The sequence below is a fragment of the Chloroflexus islandicus genome (assembly GCF_001650695.1).
Taxonomy (GTDB): domain Bacteria; phylum Chloroflexota; class Chloroflexia; order Chloroflexales; family Chloroflexaceae; genus Chloroflexus; species Chloroflexus islandicus.
On sequence record NZ_LWQS01000090.1, the window covers coordinates 355 to 17,737 of the forward strand.

General features: G+C 62.0%; 10 protein-coding genes. 9 read left to right on the forward strand and 1 reads right to left on the reverse strand.

The window, feature by feature from the left end; translation table 11 throughout:
- Positions 1-1,287: leucyl aminopeptidase (locus A6A03_RS17025; protein WP_245669040.1), on the reverse strand; the 1,287-nt coding region annotated here is incomplete at its 3' end.
- A gap of 164 nt (positions 1,288-1,451) precedes the next feature.
- On the opposite strand from A6A03_RS17025, the gene A6A03_RS17030 reads away from it, so the two are divergent.
- The 9 genes from A6A03_RS17030 to A6A03_RS17070 all read left to right on the forward strand — a co-directional run bounded on the left by A6A03_RS17030 (position 1,452) and on the right by A6A03_RS17070 (position 17,040).
- On the forward strand, positions 1,452-2,513 hold the full coding sequence (locus A6A03_RS17030; RefSeq protein ID WP_066790694.1) for a homoserine dehydrogenase family protein: 1,062 nt from the start codon (positions 1,452-1,454) through the stop codon (positions 2,511-2,513).
- Positions 2,510-3,553, forward strand: coding sequence for an adenosine deaminase (add, locus tag A6A03_RS17035; RefSeq protein ID WP_066790696.1), 1,044 nt, complete (start codon positions 2,510-2,512; stop codon positions 3,551-3,553). Before A6A03_RS17030 ends, add begins: the two co-directional genes overlap by 4 nt.
- A 577-nt stretch (positions 3,554-4,130) precedes the next feature.
- Positions 4,131-5,663, forward strand: coding sequence for an aldehyde dehydrogenase family protein (locus A6A03_RS17040; RefSeq protein WP_066790699.1), 1,533 nt, complete (start codon positions 4,131-4,133; stop codon positions 5,661-5,663).
- An 18-nt stretch (positions 5,664-5,681) separates the two neighbouring features.
- Positions 5,682-6,857 carry a radical SAM protein gene (locus A6A03_RS17045; protein ID WP_245669041.1) on the forward strand — a complete coding sequence of 392 codons (1,176 nt, stop codon included), beginning with the start codon at positions 5,682-5,684 and terminating at the stop codon, positions 6,855-6,857.
- Positions 6,858-6,989: 132 nt separating this feature from the next.
- Positions 6,990-11,318 (forward strand): adenylate/guanylate cyclase domain-containing protein, encoded by a 4,329-nt coding sequence (locus tag A6A03_RS17050; RefSeq protein ID WP_066790703.1) that lies wholly within the window; start codon positions 6,990-6,992, stop codon positions 11,316-11,318.
- A gap of 1 nt (position 11,319) precedes the next feature.
- Positions 11,320-11,538, forward strand: coding sequence for a Franean1_4349 family RiPP (locus A6A03_RS17055; RefSeq protein WP_066790704.1), 219 nt, complete (start codon positions 11,320-11,322; stop codon positions 11,536-11,538).
- Between the two features lie 38 nt (positions 11,539-11,576).
- Positions 11,577-15,236, forward strand: coding sequence for a HEAT repeat domain-containing protein (locus A6A03_RS17060; protein ID WP_066790705.1), 3,660 nt, complete (start codon positions 11,577-11,579; stop codon positions 15,234-15,236).
- A 122-nt stretch (positions 15,237-15,358) separates the two neighbouring features.
- On the forward strand, positions 15,359-16,252 hold the full coding sequence (locus A6A03_RS17065) for a R2-like ligand-binding oxidase (protein WP_066790707.1): 894 nt from the start codon (positions 15,359-15,361) through the stop codon (positions 16,250-16,252).
- On the forward strand, positions 16,249-17,040 hold the full coding sequence (locus A6A03_RS17070; RefSeq protein WP_066790709.1) for an SDR family NAD(P)-dependent oxidoreductase: 792 nt from the start codon (positions 16,249-16,251) through the stop codon (positions 17,038-17,040). The genes A6A03_RS17065 and A6A03_RS17070 overlap by 4 nt, the downstream gene beginning before the upstream one ends.
- Positions 17,041-17,383: the final 343 nt, after the last annotated feature.

A 17,383-nucleotide genomic window follows, 5' to 3' on the forward strand; every position in this document is an offset into this window, starting at 1 on the left:
GGGGGAAACCGCACCGCCATAGCGGCCACCGGTATTCTTCAGATCGGCAATCTCGCTCTTCATCGCGTCGCGGTACTCTTCCCACAGCGGCAATTGCCAGACCCGCTCGGCAGTGGCTTCACCGGCAGCAATGAGGCGGTTGGCTAGCTCTTGGTTGTTCCCCATCAAACCAGCCGCATGCGGGCCGAGCGCAACCATGATGGCGCCGGTCAGAGTGGCGAGATCAACAATCGCGGCAGGCTGGTAGCGCTGCGCATAGTAGAGACCGTCGGCGAGCACGATCCGGCCCTCGGCGTCGGTATTGAGCACCTCGACCGTCTTGCCGCTCAGGGTGCGGATAATATCGCCGGGCCGATACGCGGTACCGCTCGGCATATTTTCGGCGGCGCAGACAATCCCGACCACGTGGAGCGGCACTTGCAACTCAGCCACAGCTTGCATCGCGCCAAACACCGCGGCGGCGCCGCTCATATCCATCTTCATCTCGTCCATCTTCTCGGCGGGTTTGATGCTGATCCCGCCGGTGTCGAAGGTAATCCCTTTCCCGACCAGACAGATGGTGGGGCCATTCCCAGCAGCGCCGTGCTCCATCACGATAAAGCGCGGCTCGTTGGCCGAACCTTGGCCGACGGCGAGAATGCCACCAAAACCTTGTTCGACAAGCTGCGGCTTATCAAGCACCATCACCTTGAGGCCAAGGCGTTCGCCCATCTCAAGCGCGGTCTGGCCGAGGAAGGCCGGCGTAACCTCGTTGCCGGGGCCATTGGCAAGATCGCGGGCAAACGCGGTAGCGCGGGCAATGATGTGACCGTGCCGGACGCCGGCGGCGGCAGCTTCGGCATCAGTACCAGCCTGCAAGATAGCAGTCAATGACGGCGGCTCTTCGCGATCGCTCTTGTAGCGGACATAGCGGTACGAGCCGAGCACACTCCCTTCGGCAAACGCTTGGCCGAACACCGCAGGCGCTAGCGGCAGATTGCCATTGTAGCCGAGGTGGTAGGTCGTAACCTTCAGCTCTTGCGCGCGCTGGGCCGCTAGTGCCGCTGCTTGGCGAACGGTATCAGCGGTCATCGCCGAGCGCTTGCCCATACCGATGAGCAACAGCCGGCGAGCCGGCAGCGTGCCGCGCGGATAGAGCAGCGTCTGCTGCTTCCAACGCCCGGTTGCATCACCCGCCTCGCACAGTTCGGCGACAGGAGCGGGAAGCGGTTCGTCTTCGGCGTACAACAAAACGGCAAGATCGGCTGCGGCATCGAGCAGGCTGCCGCTCTGAACTTCACATTGCATAGTACCCTCGAAAAGGTGACAAGTCATTAGTTTCAGAATAGTATTGTACGGTGGAGCAGGCCGAGCGTCAAATGAGGAGAGAAGGCGGCAAGAGGGCCGTGACACGCCACCCAAAGCCTATGGTAGAATAGGCGAACACATACAGGCAGTGCAGAGGGGCAACCATGACACCCATCATCCAACTCGGTCTCGGTGGCGTAGGGCGCGCGCTAGCACGCCAGATTCTCGCTGTAGCGCCTGCCATTCGCCGCCGGTACGGGATAGACCTACGTTATGTAGCTGTAGTAGACAGTCGCGGCGCAATGGCCGGCGATCCGGCCTTGAGTGAAGGGCAGGTGCGCCACATCCTCGCCGTGAAAGAGGCTGGCGGCGGAATAGATAGCCTTGCCGGCGCCATCATTGACCGGCACTGGATCGAGCTATTTCCCGCCGCGATGGCGGTTGTCGTGGATGTAACGGCGGCTAGCGGCCATGCCGCGCCATTGGCAGCAGCCATCTCGGCTGGGCATCGGGTGGTGTTGGCGAACAAACGGCCACTGTGCGAAGGGTACGATCTCTTTGCTGCCTTGACCGAACGGGGGGCAACCCGCTACGAAGCAACCGTTGGCGCTGGGTTGCCGGTGATCAGCACGTTGCAAAGCCTGCTCGATAGCGGTGACGAAATCGTATGTATTGAGGCGGCACTGAGCGGTACGCTCGGTTTTCTGATGAGCGAGCTGGAAGCGGGAAGCAGCTTTACCGACGCAGTGCGCACGGCGTACCGCTTGGGCTATACCGAGCCGGATCCGCGCGATGATCTGAGCGGCGCTGATGTGGCGCGCAAAGCGTTGATTCTGGCCCGCACCTGCGGGAAGCATCTACCGGCTGAGGCAGTGATCGCCGAACCGCTCTTCCCTCCCCATTTGGCTGACGTGAGTGTTACCGAGTTCCTCCAACGCCTCGGCGAGGCGGAAGAAGAGGTGATGAACCGCTTGGCTGCGGCCCGCGCCAACGGCAACGTCTTGCGGTACATCACGCGCATTACGCCAGAGAGCGTCGAAGTCGGGTTGCGCGAAGTCGCCGCCAACCATCCGTTGGCCAGCTTGCGCGGCCCTGACAATCTGATCAGCTTTACCACCCGCCGCTATCACGACCGGCCATTGGTCGTGCGCGGGCCGGGGGCCGGCGTCGAAGTGACGGCAGCCGGCGTGTTGGGTGACATTATTGCTACCGCACGAGAATTATGAATACGCTTGCCGAACCTGCTGCCGGCCCAGAACCGATCGCCCGCGATCTGCCGTTGATCGACCTGCACCGCCATCTCGATGGCAATGTCCGGCTAACGACAATCCTTGATCTAGCCCGCGCCTACGGCATTCGCCTGCCAGCAGATACGGTCGAAGGATTGCGTCCGTATGCGCAAATCCAAGGCGTCGCCGCCTCGGTGATGGATTTTATCGCCCGCTTTGAGTTGCTCAAGCTGATCTGCGTTGACGAAGACGCCGTTGCCCGCATTGCGGAAGAGAATGTCGAAGATGCCGCCCGCGAGGGCATCGACTACATCGAACTGCGCTGCTCGCCGGCATTTATGGGTGAGCGGTACGGCCTCGACCCGACCCGCGTCTTGGCCGCAGTCTGTCGCGGGGTGCAAGCCGGCATGCAACGGTACCCGGTACAAGCGCAGATTATTGGCATTATGTCGCGCCACATGGGTGAAGAGAGCTGCTGGCGCGAACTCGAAGCGGCCATTGCGCTGATGGGTGAAGGCGTGGTCGGAGTCGATCTGGCCGGCGACGAGGCCAACTTTCCCGGCACGCGCTTTGTCAAGCATTTTGCCCGGGCCCGCGCCGCCGGTCTGCGGATCACGGTGCATGCCGGCGAAGCAGCGGGGGCATGGAGTGTGCGGCAAGCGATTGAAGAGCTAGGAGCGGAACGGATCGGGCACGGCGTGCGCGCAATCGAAGATCCGGCAGTGATGCAGCTACTAGCCGAGCGCGCGATTCCGCTTGAAGTGTGCCCGACCAGTAATGTGCAAACCCAGACCGTCAGCGGGTACGATACGCACCCGCTGCCGCAATTATTGCGCGCCGGCCTGCGCGTCACCCTCAACAGCGACGACCCCGGCATTAGCGCGATCGATTTGCCGCACGAATATCGGGTGGCCCGTGACCGGCTCGGCCTGAGCGCCGCCGAATTACGGACTGTGCAGGCCAACGCGCTTGCGGCAGCATTCATTGACGATGAGCGCCGGGCAGCATTGCTGACCAACGCGCAGCGCCGCGGATGAATGCACGCCACCGGCGTATGGTTCAGGTTCACGCGCCATGATGTCAGGGAGCGCAGCGTCCGAAGCAATCTCCCGCTTCAGCGCAGCGCATGCCTGAGCGGGCAGCATCCGTGCTCGGAGGAGATTGCTTCGCCGCTGCGGCGGCTCGCAATGACAACAGGGGTGTGGGGAGTGCTTCGCCGCGTGCGGGCAGAGTGGTGCTCTGCCCCTACGCGCGGCTCGCAATGACAGCCGGGGAGCGGGGCGTGCCCCTCTGTCATTGCGAGGGAGCGGCGGCACCCAGTGCAACTGGGTGTCGCCCGACCGAAGCAATCTCCCGCTTCAGCGCAACGCATGCCTGAGCGGGCAGCATCCGTGATCGGAGGAGATTGCTTCGCCGCGTGCGGGCAGAGCGGTGCTCTGCCCCTACGCGCGGCTCGCAATGACAAGTGGAGAAGCGGATTTGCCCAAAAACCCTGCGCGCCTTTGCGTTCAAAGCCTTTGCGTCACCCTACTTGAGTTTTATGACGCGGCGTGTTACACTATGACGCACAGCGGCATCTTTATTTTCACCCCCGCCAGATAAAGGAGTCTTGCAATGAGGCACGAACACTCCCCGGAAGGGTTGCCCCACTATGACCTGTACATCGACGGCGACTGGCAGCCGGCGAGCAACGGTCAGACGTTTACTGTCTTTGATCCGGCGAATGGCCAGCCGCTGGCCACTTGCGCCAGCGCGACCCATGCCGATGTGGATCGGGCGATTGCCGCCGCCCGCGCCGCGTTTGATCAGGGGCCATGGCCGCATACCAGTCCGGCGCGCCGGGCCGAGATTTTACACGCGATTGCTGATGCGCTTGAAGCGCGCAATTTTGAGCTAGCCGAGATCGAATCTCGCGATGCCGGCGTGCCGCTGCGCAAAACGACCTATAATGACATTACCCTTGGCCTTGAAATCTTGCGCGGTTGCGCCGAGATGGCGCGTAAGCATCCGTATGAGCCGCTGCCGTGGACTGATCTGCCCTCGGTGTCGTGGAATTTTGTCTGGCGCGAACCAATCGGCGTCTGCGCGCAGATTATTCCGTGGAACTATGCCTTTTGCATGGCGGCGTGGAAGCTCGGCCCGGCACTAGCCACCGGCAATACCGTGGTCTTTAAGCCCTCGTCGCTGGCCCCGCTCAGCACGATTGCGATTTTCCAGACCATTCACGAACTGAACCTGCTGCCGAAGGGGGTGATCAATCTCGTGCTCGGCCCCGGCGGCGAGGTCGGCGAATATCTGGCGGCCCATCCGGCGGTTGATAAGGTCGCCTTTACCGGCAGCACTGAAGTTGGGCGCAAGATTATGGCGCTGGCGGCGCCGCAGATCAAACGGGTGACGCTCGAGTTGGGTGGTAAGAATGCGATGCTCGTGTTGCCGGACGCCGATCTCGATCTGGTGATTGATGGCGTGCTGTGGGGTGCGTTTTACCACTCCGGCCAACTGTGCGAAGCCGGTTCGCGCCTCCTTTTGCCACGTAGCTTGCACGACACCGTGGTCGAACGGTTGGTCGAGCGGGTGCGCGGGATGAAGATCGGCGATCCGATGGATTTGGAGACCGACCTTGGCCCGCTGATCAGCGAACGGCAACGCGAGAAGGTTGAGCGCTACATCGCGATTGGCCGCGAAGAGGGGGCAACGGTTGCGATCGGCGGTGGCAGGCCGTTGGGTGAAGCGTTTGCCAACGGTCATTATGTCGAACCGACCATCTTCACCGGCGTGCGGCCAGAGATGCGCATTGCCCGCGAAGAGATTTTTGGGCCGGTGCTGGCTGTGCTCGCCTACGATGAGATCGGCGAGGCGATCCGGATTGCGAACGACAGCATCTACGGCCTTGCCGCCTCGGTGTGGTCACGCGATCTGCAACAGGCGCTGGCCGTCGCCCAACGCATCCGCGCCGGCACCGTCTGGATCAACGAGCACCACGTGCTCAACCCGCGCGCACCGTTCGGCGGTTATCGCCAGAGCGGGTTTGGCCGCGAAATGGGCCAGTACGGTCTCGACGAGTATACGGAAGTGAAGCATATTCACGTCGATCTGATGCAACGGCGGCAAGGCCGGCTGTGGTGGGATACGTTGCTGCCGGAGTAATCGTGACGGGCGCGCTCGATGATGACAACAGGCATCACCCTCAACCTGCAACGCCATCACCTCACCATCGCCGAGAACATGCGCACGATTATCTCGTTCGATGGCGAAGGCCGCCTGATCGTGGCGTTTCGCCACGGCGCCAACTACGTGCGCGGTCTCAGCGGCGAGGTCTTGCGCAAGCGCGCGCTTGCCCCCGGCCAGAAAGAACGGCAAAAGCTCGCCGATGCCGAGCGGTGCGCAGTTTTGGCCGAGCTGCTGGCTGAGGCCGCACGGATGATCGAGCAGATCGAAACCACCGCGCCGCCAGCGGCGCGCGACTGGTTTGAACGGATCCGGCGCTGGGATGTTGAGCGGCTCGAAGCCGAGCGTGAACGGTTTCGCACTGTCTACAAGCCGATTAGCATCTTGCCGCCGGATCAGTACCGCGCGCTGGTGTTGCAAGCGACTGAGGGGTGTAGCTGGAACCGCTGCCACTTTTGCACGTTTTACCGCGACCGCCCCTTTCGCATTCATTCACCGGCCTCATTTCGCGAACATATTCAGCGGGTGAAGGAGTTTGTCGGGGCCGGCTTGGGGTTGCGGATGGCGATCTTTCTCGGCGATGCCAATGCGCTGATCATCCCGCAACCGCGCCTGCGCGAGCTGTTGCAGGTCGTGCATGAAGAATTTACCATTGGCCCTGATGCTGATTTCAAAGGCATGTACGCCTTTCTCGACATTTTTGGCGCGGAACGCAAAACGCTAGCCGAATACCGCGAACTGGCCGCCGCCGGTGTGCGCCGGATCTACCTTGGGCTCGAGAGCGGTGATGAGACAGTCTTTCGCCTGTTGAACAAACCCGGCTCGCCGGCGGAAGCGATCGACGCAGTACGCACGATCAAAGCCGCCGGGATCGCGGTTGGCGTCATCTTGCTGGTCGGGGCCGGCGGCGAACGCTTTGCCGCCGGCCACGTGCAGCATTCACTCGCGGCACTGGCAGCGATGCCGCTCGGCCCAGACGATATCGTCTATCTTTCACCCCTGATCGTCTCATCTGATAGCCCGTACCTTGCCCAACTACAGGCCTATGGCAGCACCCCGCTGACTGAACCCGCCATCACCCGCCAGCTCGCAGAACTCAAGCACGGCGCGCGCACCGTAACCGGCCCCGGCGCAAAAGTGGTGATCTACCACATTGAAGAGTTTGTGTATTGACGAGTACCGGCGTACTACCATAGCCCAACACAATTGGACTGCCAATCCCGGCTTGCCTCTGCTATAATGAAGACGAAACGCAGTGATGATCGCTTGCCAACCAAGCTAGCCATACACAGGATCGGCCTGCCGATGTCTGAGCATCGCTTCATCCAGATCGATCGCAACCGCATTGCCCGCTACCTCGGCGCCGCGCAGGCTCAGGCGCTGCTCGGCGGCAACATGCGGCCACACGAACTGTATGCCGCTTGCGCCCACCTTGCCAATGCCCAATACGCCCTGACAACTTACCTCCCGCGCCGGTTGGTCGCGTACCGGTTAGCCACAACTGATGACCAGCCGTGGGTGGAATGGGTTGACGGCTCGCTGCTCTTTGCTGATGTGAGCGGTTCCACCGCCTTGGCCGAACGGTTGAGCAGCCTTGGCCGCGAAGGAGCCGAGATTGTCACCGACACGCTCAACACCTACTTCGGAGCCTTGATTCGCCGCATCCAACAGGCCGGCGGCGATCTGATCACGTTTGGCGGCGATGCGCTGCTCGTGCTCTTTACCGGCTCTGATCACGCCTACACCGCCACGGTAGTGGCCCGCGATATGCTGGCCGCGCAGGCCGGCTTCGTGCGGGAAGTGCCGGGGATCGGCACGTTTCCGCTTACGATGCACATCGGGGTCGAGAGTGGCCGGGTGGCGCTGGTCAGCGCCGGACGGCCCGAGTCGCTGCGCTACAGCGCGATGGGAGCCTGCGTTGAGCGAGTTGCCCGCGCTGAGGAATTGGGTGGACGCGGCGAGATTGTGCTCGGCCCACAGGCATGGGCAATGATTGAGGGGCGCGCACAGGGGGAAACCCTTATTGATGGTTATGTAAAATTACATGCGATTAGTGGCGATCCACCCCACACACCACCGCCTTCACATACTGATCCGCCGCCGCCAAGCCGTGAGACCGCTTTCCATTTAATCTGGACGCTGGAGCGGCTCAGTCCATACTTGCCGCCGATTTTGGTTGACCGGATCATGGCAGAACCACGGCGGCCCCAACTGGAAGCCGATCTGCGTCCAGTCTCGATTTTGTTTGCGCAGATTGAAGGGTTAGCGCCACTGGTCGAGGCGTTGCCGCCTACCACCACGGCGCAAGTCATTGACGCTGTTTGGCGGGTCTGTTTCACCGCGATTGAACAATACGGCGGCTATGTCAATAAGATCGACTTAGCGACCGAAGGCAGCAAGCTGCTGGCCATCTTTGGCGCACCAGTCGCGCAAGAAGATCATCACGAACGCGCGGCGCGGGCAGCACTTGACCTCCAGCGCGCCTTCCATACCCTGACCACCGCCCAACCAGCCGGCATCGCCCTCGATCGCTTGCGCCTGCGGATCGGCTTGAACAGTGGCACCGTCTTCGCCGGCAATGTTGGCGACGTTGAGCGCAAAGAGTACACCGTGATGGGTGACGCGGTGAATGTCGCGGCGCGGGTGATGGTGCATAGCGATTGGGGTGAAATCCGGGCCACAACCCCGTTTGCGGTCAGCATCGGCGCCACGATGGTCTTTGCCGACTCGCGTTCGGTCAGCGCGCGCGGCAAACGCGAGCCGCTCGAACTCTTGCGGTTGATCGGCGAACGAGAAGCGCCCACGCCGCAATTTCACCATGCGATTGTGGGCCGGCGGCACGAGCTGGCATGGCTGCGCGAGCGGCTAGAACTGGCGTTGGCCGGTTATGGCCGGGTCGTGCGCATCAGCGGCGAAGCGGGCATTGGCAAAACGCGGCTCGCTGCCGAGCTATTGGTGACGGGTGCTCCCCGCACGGCCAAGATCGTGACAGTACGCTGCTTGGCATACCAGCAAAGCACGCCATACGCGCCGTGGAGCGACGCGATGCAGGCGGTCTGCGGGATCCCTGCCGGCGCTGATCAAGCAACCCGAGCCGCCCAGTTGCGACAGGCCTTCGCCGCCGCTGCCATTGCCGACGATTGGACGCCGATTGTGGCCGATTTGGTCAAGCTGGATATTGACGACAACCCGTTAACGCGCACACTCGATCCGAAACAACGGCAGGAACGCCGGTTTGAGATCATCCGTTCCATCATTCTCGCTATGGCAGCCGGACACGGCCTGATCCTCATGTTTGACAATTTGCAATGGGCCGACCGGATCTCGCTCGATCTCTGGCGGTATATCGCAAGTGCAGTAGCGCAAGCGCCGATCTTCTTGCTTGGCTTACATCGCGACACCTTGCAATGGGATAACGACCCGCTCGCCGACAAAGCTGAGGTACTCACGCTGAGCGAACTACCGGCCAGCGATAGCGCAGCATTGATTGCCGCCATTCCCGCCGGAGCCCGGATCGATCCGCAGGTGCAAGCGCAGATCATCGCCCGCGCCGCCGGCAATCCGCTCTTTATCGAAGAACTGGTGCGGGCCGTGCAACACGGCAATACAGCGCTCGACGAGCTGCCCGACAGCTTGAGCGGCTTGCTGCTCGCTCGCGTCGACCAGCTTGACGAACGTTCACGGGCGTTGCTGCGGGTGGCCGCCGTAGTCGGCCAGCGCTTTCCGCTGCCGGTGCTGCAATCGGTCTACGGCGAAGACACGCGCCGGCTGATCGAACATGTCAGCCAGCTCGATGCGCAAGAACTAACCTTGCTCGAACGCGAAGCGCCCGAACGGGTTCATACCTTCCGCCATGCGTTGCTGCACGAAGTGACCTATCAGAGCATGCTCTTCGCCCGCCGGCGTGAACTGCACCGGCGCATCGGCGAATACCTTGAGCAACGGTATGCAAATGAGCTGAGCCAGCTCCGGCACGATGTGAGCAATGCACGCCAGTTTCAGTATGTGCAAATCGGGCGCAACGGCCCAATGGTGACACGCGCCGTCCGTGCCATTGCCAGCCCAATCTTCCTGTTGGCGCACCACTACCGGTTGAGCGATGCCCCGGAACGGGCCATCCAATACCTCTTGCTGGCCGGCCATCTGGCCCGCGATGAATACGCCAACGAGCAAGCGATCACCTATTATCGCTGGGCGCTTGATATTCTCGGCGAACGGGGCGACGATCCGCGGCTGTGGGAAGCGATGGAGTCGCTCGGCGACACCTTGGCGGCGATTGGCCAATATGATGAAGCGCAGCGCACGTACCAACGCTTGCTGGAGGTGGGAGGCGAACATTTACCGCCGGTCGTGCAAGCGGAGACATTGCGCTCGTGGGGGGCTGCGCTTGAAAAGCAAGGCCGTTATCAAGAGGCGCTAGAACGTTTACGCAGTGCAGAAGCGATCGCCAGCGCCGTGATCAATCGCACGCCGCCGCTATTGCTGGCGGCGATTGCCGCCGATCTGGCCCAGACCCTTACCCGGCTATCAGCCTTCGACGAAGCGCTGGCGATGTGTGAAGCCGGTTTAGCCCGTATCCGCAACGATCAACGCAGCATCGAGGATGAACGGATCGAGGCCGAACTCCAGCAACAACTAGGCGTGATCTATGGCATGCGCGGACGCTACGATCTGGCCCGCTACCACTTTTTGAATGCGTTGAGCGTGCAAGAGGCGATTGACGACATCTACGGCTGCGCCCGCACCTACAACAACCTCGGCTACTTAGAGCAGTTGCAGAGCAAATACGCAGCGGCGGTCGAACTCTATGCCCGAGCTGAGGAGCTAGCGCGCAAGGTCAGCGCAAAATATCCTTTGGCTAGCGCATTGCTGAATGCAGCCTACGCTCATTACCGGCTGGCCAACTACGATGCCGCCGAAGCAGCGTGCCACGACGCGCTGGCGCTGTGTGAAGAGATGGGTGATCAGCTAGGGATGGCCCAAGCCGATGACACGCTCGGCATTATTGCCTACGCGCGCGGCGACTATCAGCGTGCGTTACAGGTGTATCAGCAAGCGTTACCGATCTATGCCAAACAGGATAACCAGTACCAATACGGGAATACACTCGCATTGGCGGCGATGGCTGCCACTGCCAACGGCGATCCAACAACCGCTCTCTCCTACGCCAATCAGGCTTACCACATCGGCGAGCAGAAGCGAGTGCCGCAATTAACGGTCGAAGCCCTCTGCGCTGCGGCGGAAGCGCTGTTGGCCCAAGCCCGCCAAGCTGTTGAGAGTGATGAACGCGAGCAATTGCTGCAAACCGCCGCCGATCATGCGGCGAAAGCCGCTTCGCTCGCCGAACAGATTGGCAGCCGGTTTGATTATGCGGTGGCTTTGCGCCTGCGCGGCGAAATTGCCGCTGAGCGCAATGAACCATTTAGCGACTACTTTACGCGCGCGATGGAAACCTTCGCGGCGATTAACTGTCGCTTTGAACACGCCTGCGCTGCCGCTCGTTTTGGCAATGCGCTGCAACGACGCAACCTTCCAGCAGCTCATACGTATTTAGAATTGGCCCGAACTGAATTGGCCATAATTGGCGCCAACGGCGAACTTCGCCGGCTGGCCGAACAAGCAGGGGAGGTGTAACATGTCACAGTCAGCCGTTGAGCAGGTGATTGGTCGCGCCGTCATTGATGCTGAGTTTCGCGCCCAATTGATTGCCGATGCCCGCGCCGCCTGCGCTGGTTATGATCTCACGGAAGAAGAACTGGAAGCGCTGGAACGGCTCGATACCGAGAGCTTGCAAGCCTTTGCCGGCAAGCTTGACCCGCGCCTGTCGAAGAGCGCCGGTCGCGGCTTTTTCTAAACAATCCAAGGTGAGGGCCACTGTCAGGGAATGACGATATGCACGAGCGGAGCGCCGAACGTCCTGAACTCCATTTTGTGCCGCGCGCGCTCCGTGATTTGTTTTTACCGCGCCGGATGCCGCGTAACGTGCGCGCAGCCGTCGAACATTGGCTCACGAGCGAACCGTTGGCGCAATTGCTGCCGGCAGCATTGGAGGCGCCGTTCGGGATCGATCTCGATCTCGCCGCTCTCTTCGCCGAGACAAACCAGCTTGCGATCATCGGGCCGCCAGCCAGCGGACGCAGCCTTGTCCTTGCTCAGATTGCCCAGCGTTGGCTCACCGATCAGCCAAGCGTACCGCTGGTGCGATTATTGCTCTCGGAACTCGATACACCGAGCTTGACGCCGCGCGCAATCACGGTGCGTGCGTTGACCAAGCTGAATCTGGCGCCGAATCCGCTCGAACACAATTTGTCTTGTCTGCTGCTGATCGATGATTGGGAAGATTTGCCGCTTGCCCGGCGCGGAATCTGGCAACGCTTCTTGACCGGCCTCGCCGAACGTTGGCCGCAAGCGCGGGTGGTCATTGCGTTGCCGCCGGGTGAATTGTGGCCGGGATTTCGCCATCACGCCATCGCGCCGTTGCCTGCCGAACGATTGATCGCATGGATCCAGCGCCTTTTTCCCCACAGCGATCCACAAGCCATCGTGCCGCTATTCGAGCGCGATCCGCTGATCTTGTTGCGCGAGCGTCCGGCTGAAGTGATGTTGTTGGCGCTGACGCAACCGCTGAGCGGTTGGCCCGTCTCGCGCGCTGCACTGTATGAACGAGCGGCAACCTTTGCGGCGCCGCTGTTGGCGAATCTTCCCGATCAGGAGAGCTGGCGGATTGGGCGCACCGCCTATCAGCGCTACCAACAAGCGATCGAACTCGCGGCCCAACCGCGCCTCGATCCCGCCGCATTCCGCGATGCCGGCCCGCACCGGCGCGCGCTGGTGATACCATTAGCCTTTGGCGCCGCGCCGGATCCGCACCCCCTGATTACCAGCCTCTACAACAGCGAGCTGTCACCAGCAGAGCGGTTGTTGTTGCTGGCCCGTTCCCTCCGTGAACGGCCACGGCTCGATCCGGCCTTGAGCCGGCCTCTGATCGACGAGATTTGCCAGCACGGCGGTGAACCATTGAGCACCCTTGCGCCGGCGTTGCCGGTGATGCTCATAGACATTAGCCGCACCCAACCAGATCAGCGCAACCCATTATTGGAACGGATCGTGAGCCAGCTCGCGCCGGCGGCTGGCATCGCATTGTTGATGACGTTGCTCGACACTAGTGATGCCCCACCGGCTCTGCGCTGGCACGCGATCGATCTGCTCTGCCGGCAACAGATTCTGCCGCCGCCTTTGCCCGCCTACGCCGATCTGATCAGCCAAGCCGGTCGCTGCCTCCTCGCTGTGAGTCGCGCTAGCACCATCGATCAGTTAGCCAATCCGGCAGTGCATCTTGGGTTGCGGTTGCTCCTCAGCGGCGCAGCCGGCGAAGAGCGGCAACAGCTCATTGCGCGCCATGTGCTGCGGCAAACAACCCTGCCAGCCAGCCTGCGCGCGCTCGCGCCGGCGGCGTTGCCCCGCGACGAATTGCAACAGGCCGCTATTGATCAATCCGCCGAGGTGCGGCAAGCGGCCCGCGCGGTCTGGTTGCGCACCGGCCATCTTGACCAACTAGCCCGCTTTGTCGTTCAACCGAGCCATCCATGGCTGGCCCGTGATGAAGCGCTCGCCGATCTGGCCGCCACCCCTGCCGGCCATCCACTGCTAGCCGGATTCGCATTGAGCAACCGATTGCCGCTTGATCTACGCTTGCGCGCCATCTGCCGGCTGCATCGCTTGCCCCATGGCGTTGACCTGCTCAGCCGCTTGCTGCACGCAGCCGATGAACCGGCGATTATCCGCGCTGCCGCGGCTCGCCAATTGGCTCACTTCCCACATGCCGTCGCGCTGCTCAGCCCCTTCTTAGGCCAACAACACCCGCCGTTGGTGCGCCGGGCAGTAGCCCACACGCTCGGCGCGTTGGCTGCGCCCAACCATCCATCAGCGCTAGCCGCGCGCACAACCCTCCTCGCTGCGCTCGATCAGCCTGATCTTGACGCCACGTTAACCACGACCATCATCATGGCACTGGGCCAACACGGCGGCAAGCAGGCGTTGGTCACGTTAGGTCGCTTGCTCGCGCCAACGTATGGCGTCCACTTGTTGGAAACGTGGATTACCGCATTACCGGCGCTGATCGGGCCAGCCGATCAATGGTTGCCCCAAGCTGAAGAGCCAGCTACACGCGCCCTCTTGGCCGATGTGATGGTGACAACCAACACCTTAGCTGGTGCAATGGCAATCCCGCTCGACCGGCCTTCGGCCCTGATTGCCCGTCACGTGTTACGGATTGCCAGCGCAACAGCGCACGCCATTGGGATGATCGGTCGCAATCAACCCACGTTGGCCCCAGCGATTAGCGCCTTGATCAGCATCGCGCTGCACGACACTAGTGTGCCGCGCCCGCTCGATGAGTTGTTGGCTGCCGATCCTTCCATTGACCTACCCGCCATTGCGCGCAGCGCCCAACATGATGCCCCCTTGCGCGCCGTGGCGCTGCAAGCGATTGCCGGACGGCCTGATGGCGCAACGACGTTGCTGCACCTCGCGGAAAAAGCTGACGGAGACCTTGCCTGCGCTGCGCTTGACCGCCTTGCGCCGCCATGTACTGCACCGATGATCGAGACGCTGTTGCGCCTTGCCGGCGCAGATAGCGCCGAACCGGTGCGGCTGGCAGCGTTGCAAGCGTTGGGTCGCAGCGCCGATCCCGCGGCAACGCCGGCGCTGATGGCCATCGCCACCAACGAACAGGAGCCGCCAGCCATCCGCGCCGCGGCGCTCGATGCCGCAGTCGCTGCACCGGTGGAACAGCTCATCGAATGTATTACCACGCAACCTGATCCCATCCGCAGTGCGGCGCTGCGCGCGCTCAGTCGCAGCGATCGCCCGGTGCCAGCCAACATGCTGCACCGGCTGGCATTTGACGCTGATCGGGTCTGCGCACTCGCTGCCGTCAACGCCCTCGCTGCCCAAGCCGAAACCACAACGCCAATTCTAGCCCGCGTCATGCGGAGCCACCCCGATCTTGCTGTGCGCCTTGCCGCCGCCGCTGCCCTCAGCCCAACCGCGGCCAACGAAGCGATACCGGTCTTTGTCGAAGCATTGCTCGCGCCATACCTCGCCTTGCAAACGCAAGCGTTCAGCTTACTCGCCGCCGCCGATCCGCACTATGCGACGCTCCGGCAACCACTCATCGATCCGCATGCCCCTGATGTGTTGAAGGTACTCGCTTTGCAGCATCTTAGGAGCGTAGCGCCAGACGATCCGCTCATTCGCGCGGTGGCTAGCGATCCGAACGCCGCCGAATCGCTCCGTTGCCATGCGATTGCCGCGCTGAGCCAGTCCGCCGATCACGATGTGATCCAGTTCTTGGCCCATATAGCCGTAGCCGGTGACCAACCCCTCACGGTGCGCCACGCCGCAGTGACGGCGCTCGACCAGCACTGCGCGGGGTTAGCCAACGTCGCTGCATTGCAGGCGCTGGCTGCACTGGCTACTGCGTCTATCCCAGAGGTGGCGCTGTGGGCTAGCGAAGCGTTGCTGGATAGGGTAGCAAGCGCAAGTCTGTAAACGCCACGACGCAAAAGCATGCGAGCAGGCAGCAGTATAATAGCGACTACGACCAAACCTGCCACTATGCCTTTGCGCTGTATCCCGCCGCACCGATATGTTTGCCATGAGAGGAGAACGGGATGGCTCACACCGATTTCATCACCACCAGCCGCGGCTTGCGCCGCAATAGCCCGCCGATGCGCCTGTTTGAGAAGGCCAAACAGTTTGGCATCTGGAACCCCTCGCTGATTGATCTGAGCCGCGATCGCCACGACTGGGAGCAATTGCGCGACGAAGAGCGCGACCTGTTGCTGCGCTTGACCGCGCTCTTCCAAGCCGGTGAAGAGGCCGTCACCCTCGATTTGCTGCCGCTCATCGGCGCTGTCGCCCGCGATGGCCGCTTGGAAGAGGAGTTGTACCTCACGACGTTTCTGTTTGAAGAGGCGAAGCATACCGATTTCTTTGCCCGCTTTATCAACGAAGTCGCGCGCGCTCACCCCGACCTCAGCCGCTACCACACACCGAGTTACCGCGCCTTGATCTACGAGGCGCTGCCGGCAGCGATGCACCGGCTAGAGCAAGACCCCTCGCCCTTCAACCTCGCCGAAGCGTCGCTGACCTACAACATGATCGTCGAAGGAGTGCTGGCCGAGACCGGCTACCACGGCTACTTTACCATTCTCGACACCCACAACCTCATGCCCGGCGTGCGCGAGGGTATTCGCCTGCTCAAACAAGACGAGTCACGCCACATCGCTTACGGCATCTATCTGCTTTCACGCCTGATCGCAACCGATCAGCGGATTTGGGATCACATTGTCGAACGGATGAACGAGCTGCTCTTGCATGCGATGGGTGTGATCGACGAGATCTTTGCCAGCTACGACGAGATGCCGTTCGGCTTGCAAGTGGAAATGTTCAGCAATTTCGCCCTCAACCAATTCCAACGCCGTTTGAACCGGCTTGAGATGGCGTGCCAGCAGAGCCTCGCCGAGATTGAAGGACTGGCGACTGATGACGAGGAAGCCGTATGAGCGCATTTGCCCGGCGGGTTGTGTTGCTGACCGGCGCCGGCGGCGGGTTGGGGCGCGAGTTTGCCCGCCAATTGCTGGCCGCCGGAGCCGATCTTATTTTGAGCAGCCATAGCCCCCAACGTCTCACCGCAGCCGCCGAGTTTGCCGCGCACGGCCAACCCAGCGGCAAGACCGGACGCATCCGCGCGCTGTTGCCCGCCGATCTGAGCGATCCGGCCAGTTGCGATCGCTTAGCCCAGCAGGTCACGCAGGTTGCGCCTGATCTCGACCTAATCATTCACAACGCCGGCATCGGCCTGTACGGGCCACTCAACGCGATCCCGGCGGAAGCCGCCGAACGGCTGCTCCGCATCAACTTGCACGCCCCTATCCGGCTGACAGCGGCGCTCTTGCCCGTCTTGCGCAACCGGCCCCACAGTCAAATTGTATTTATCTCGTCGATCCTTGGCCGCGCCGCGCTCCCGAACATTAGCGTCTACAGCGCAGCCAAATTCGGTTTGCGCGGTTTTGCCAGCGGCCTCACCGCTGAAGGGTATAGTGTTAGTACCGTCTACCCCTTCTTCACGCAAACCGACATTCTCGATGCACCCCAATACGGTGAAGGGCCAAAGCGGCGCGTACCGGGATGGTTGGTTGATCAACCGCCGCCGGTGGTACGGGCCAGCCTCGCCGGCATCGCCGCCCGCCGCCGCCATATTTACCCCAGTTGGAAAGCGCATCTCTACGCGATAGTAGCAGACATCGCGCCTGATATCTTGCCGCCCTTCAGCCGGTTGGTCGCAGGGTGAAGCGGATATGGAGTGCGGCAGTTAAACTGCCGCACGCTATGCGTTTCGTGGTCATTGCGAGGGGCGAGAGCGTACAACCACCTTTCACGGGCGAACAGAACCTTTGACCGGCACCCGGCCCTGAAGGGCCGGGCTAGGAGTACGAAGCCCGCTGCGCGGGTTGTTGCCCCCACCCCCTTGCCCCTCCCCCGCTGGGGGAGGGGCAAGGGGGAGCACAGCACGAGGCTTTACGGCATTGCACAGCGGACAGTTGTGATCAACCACAGGTTCTGTCCGTCCCTCAACCTCCTGAGGGGGAGCCGCCGGATTGACGGCAACGACATTGCTTGCGGCGAAACAGGGC

Excerpts from the sequence above, each read along its gene's own strand:
- A6A03_RS17065 (WP_066790707.1), top strand. The coding sequence starts at position 15,359 with ATGGCTCACACCGATTTCATCACCACCAGCCGCGGCTTGCGCCGCAAT.
- A6A03_RS17030 (WP_066790694.1), top strand. The coding sequence starts at position 1,452 with ATGACACCCATCATCCAACTCGGTCTCGGTGGCGTAGGGCGCGCGCTA.
- A6A03_RS17050 (WP_066790703.1), top strand. The coding sequence starts at position 6,990 with ATGTCTGAGCATCGCTTCATCCAGATCGATCGCAACCGCATTGCCCGC.
- A6A03_RS17040 (WP_066790699.1), top strand. The coding sequence starts at position 4,131 with ATGAGGCACGAACACTCCCCGGAAGGGTTGCCCCACTATGACCTGTAC.
- A6A03_RS17045 (WP_245669041.1), top strand. The coding sequence starts at position 5,682 with ATGATGACAACAGGCATCACCCTCAACCTGCAACGCCATCACCTCACC.
- add (WP_066790696.1), top strand. The coding sequence starts at position 2,510 with ATGAATACGCTTGCCGAACCTGCTGCCGGCCCAGAACCGATCGCCCGC.
- A6A03_RS17060 (WP_066790705.1), top strand. The coding sequence starts at position 11,577 with ATGCACGAGCGGAGCGCCGAACGTCCTGAACTCCATTTTGTGCCGCGC.
- A6A03_RS17070 (WP_066790709.1), top strand. The coding sequence starts at position 16,249 with ATGAGCGCATTTGCCCGGCGGGTTGTGTTGCTGACCGGCGCCGGCGGC.
- A6A03_RS17055 (WP_066790704.1), top strand. The coding sequence starts at position 11,320 with ATGTCACAGTCAGCCGTTGAGCAGGTGATTGGTCGCGCCGTCATTGAT.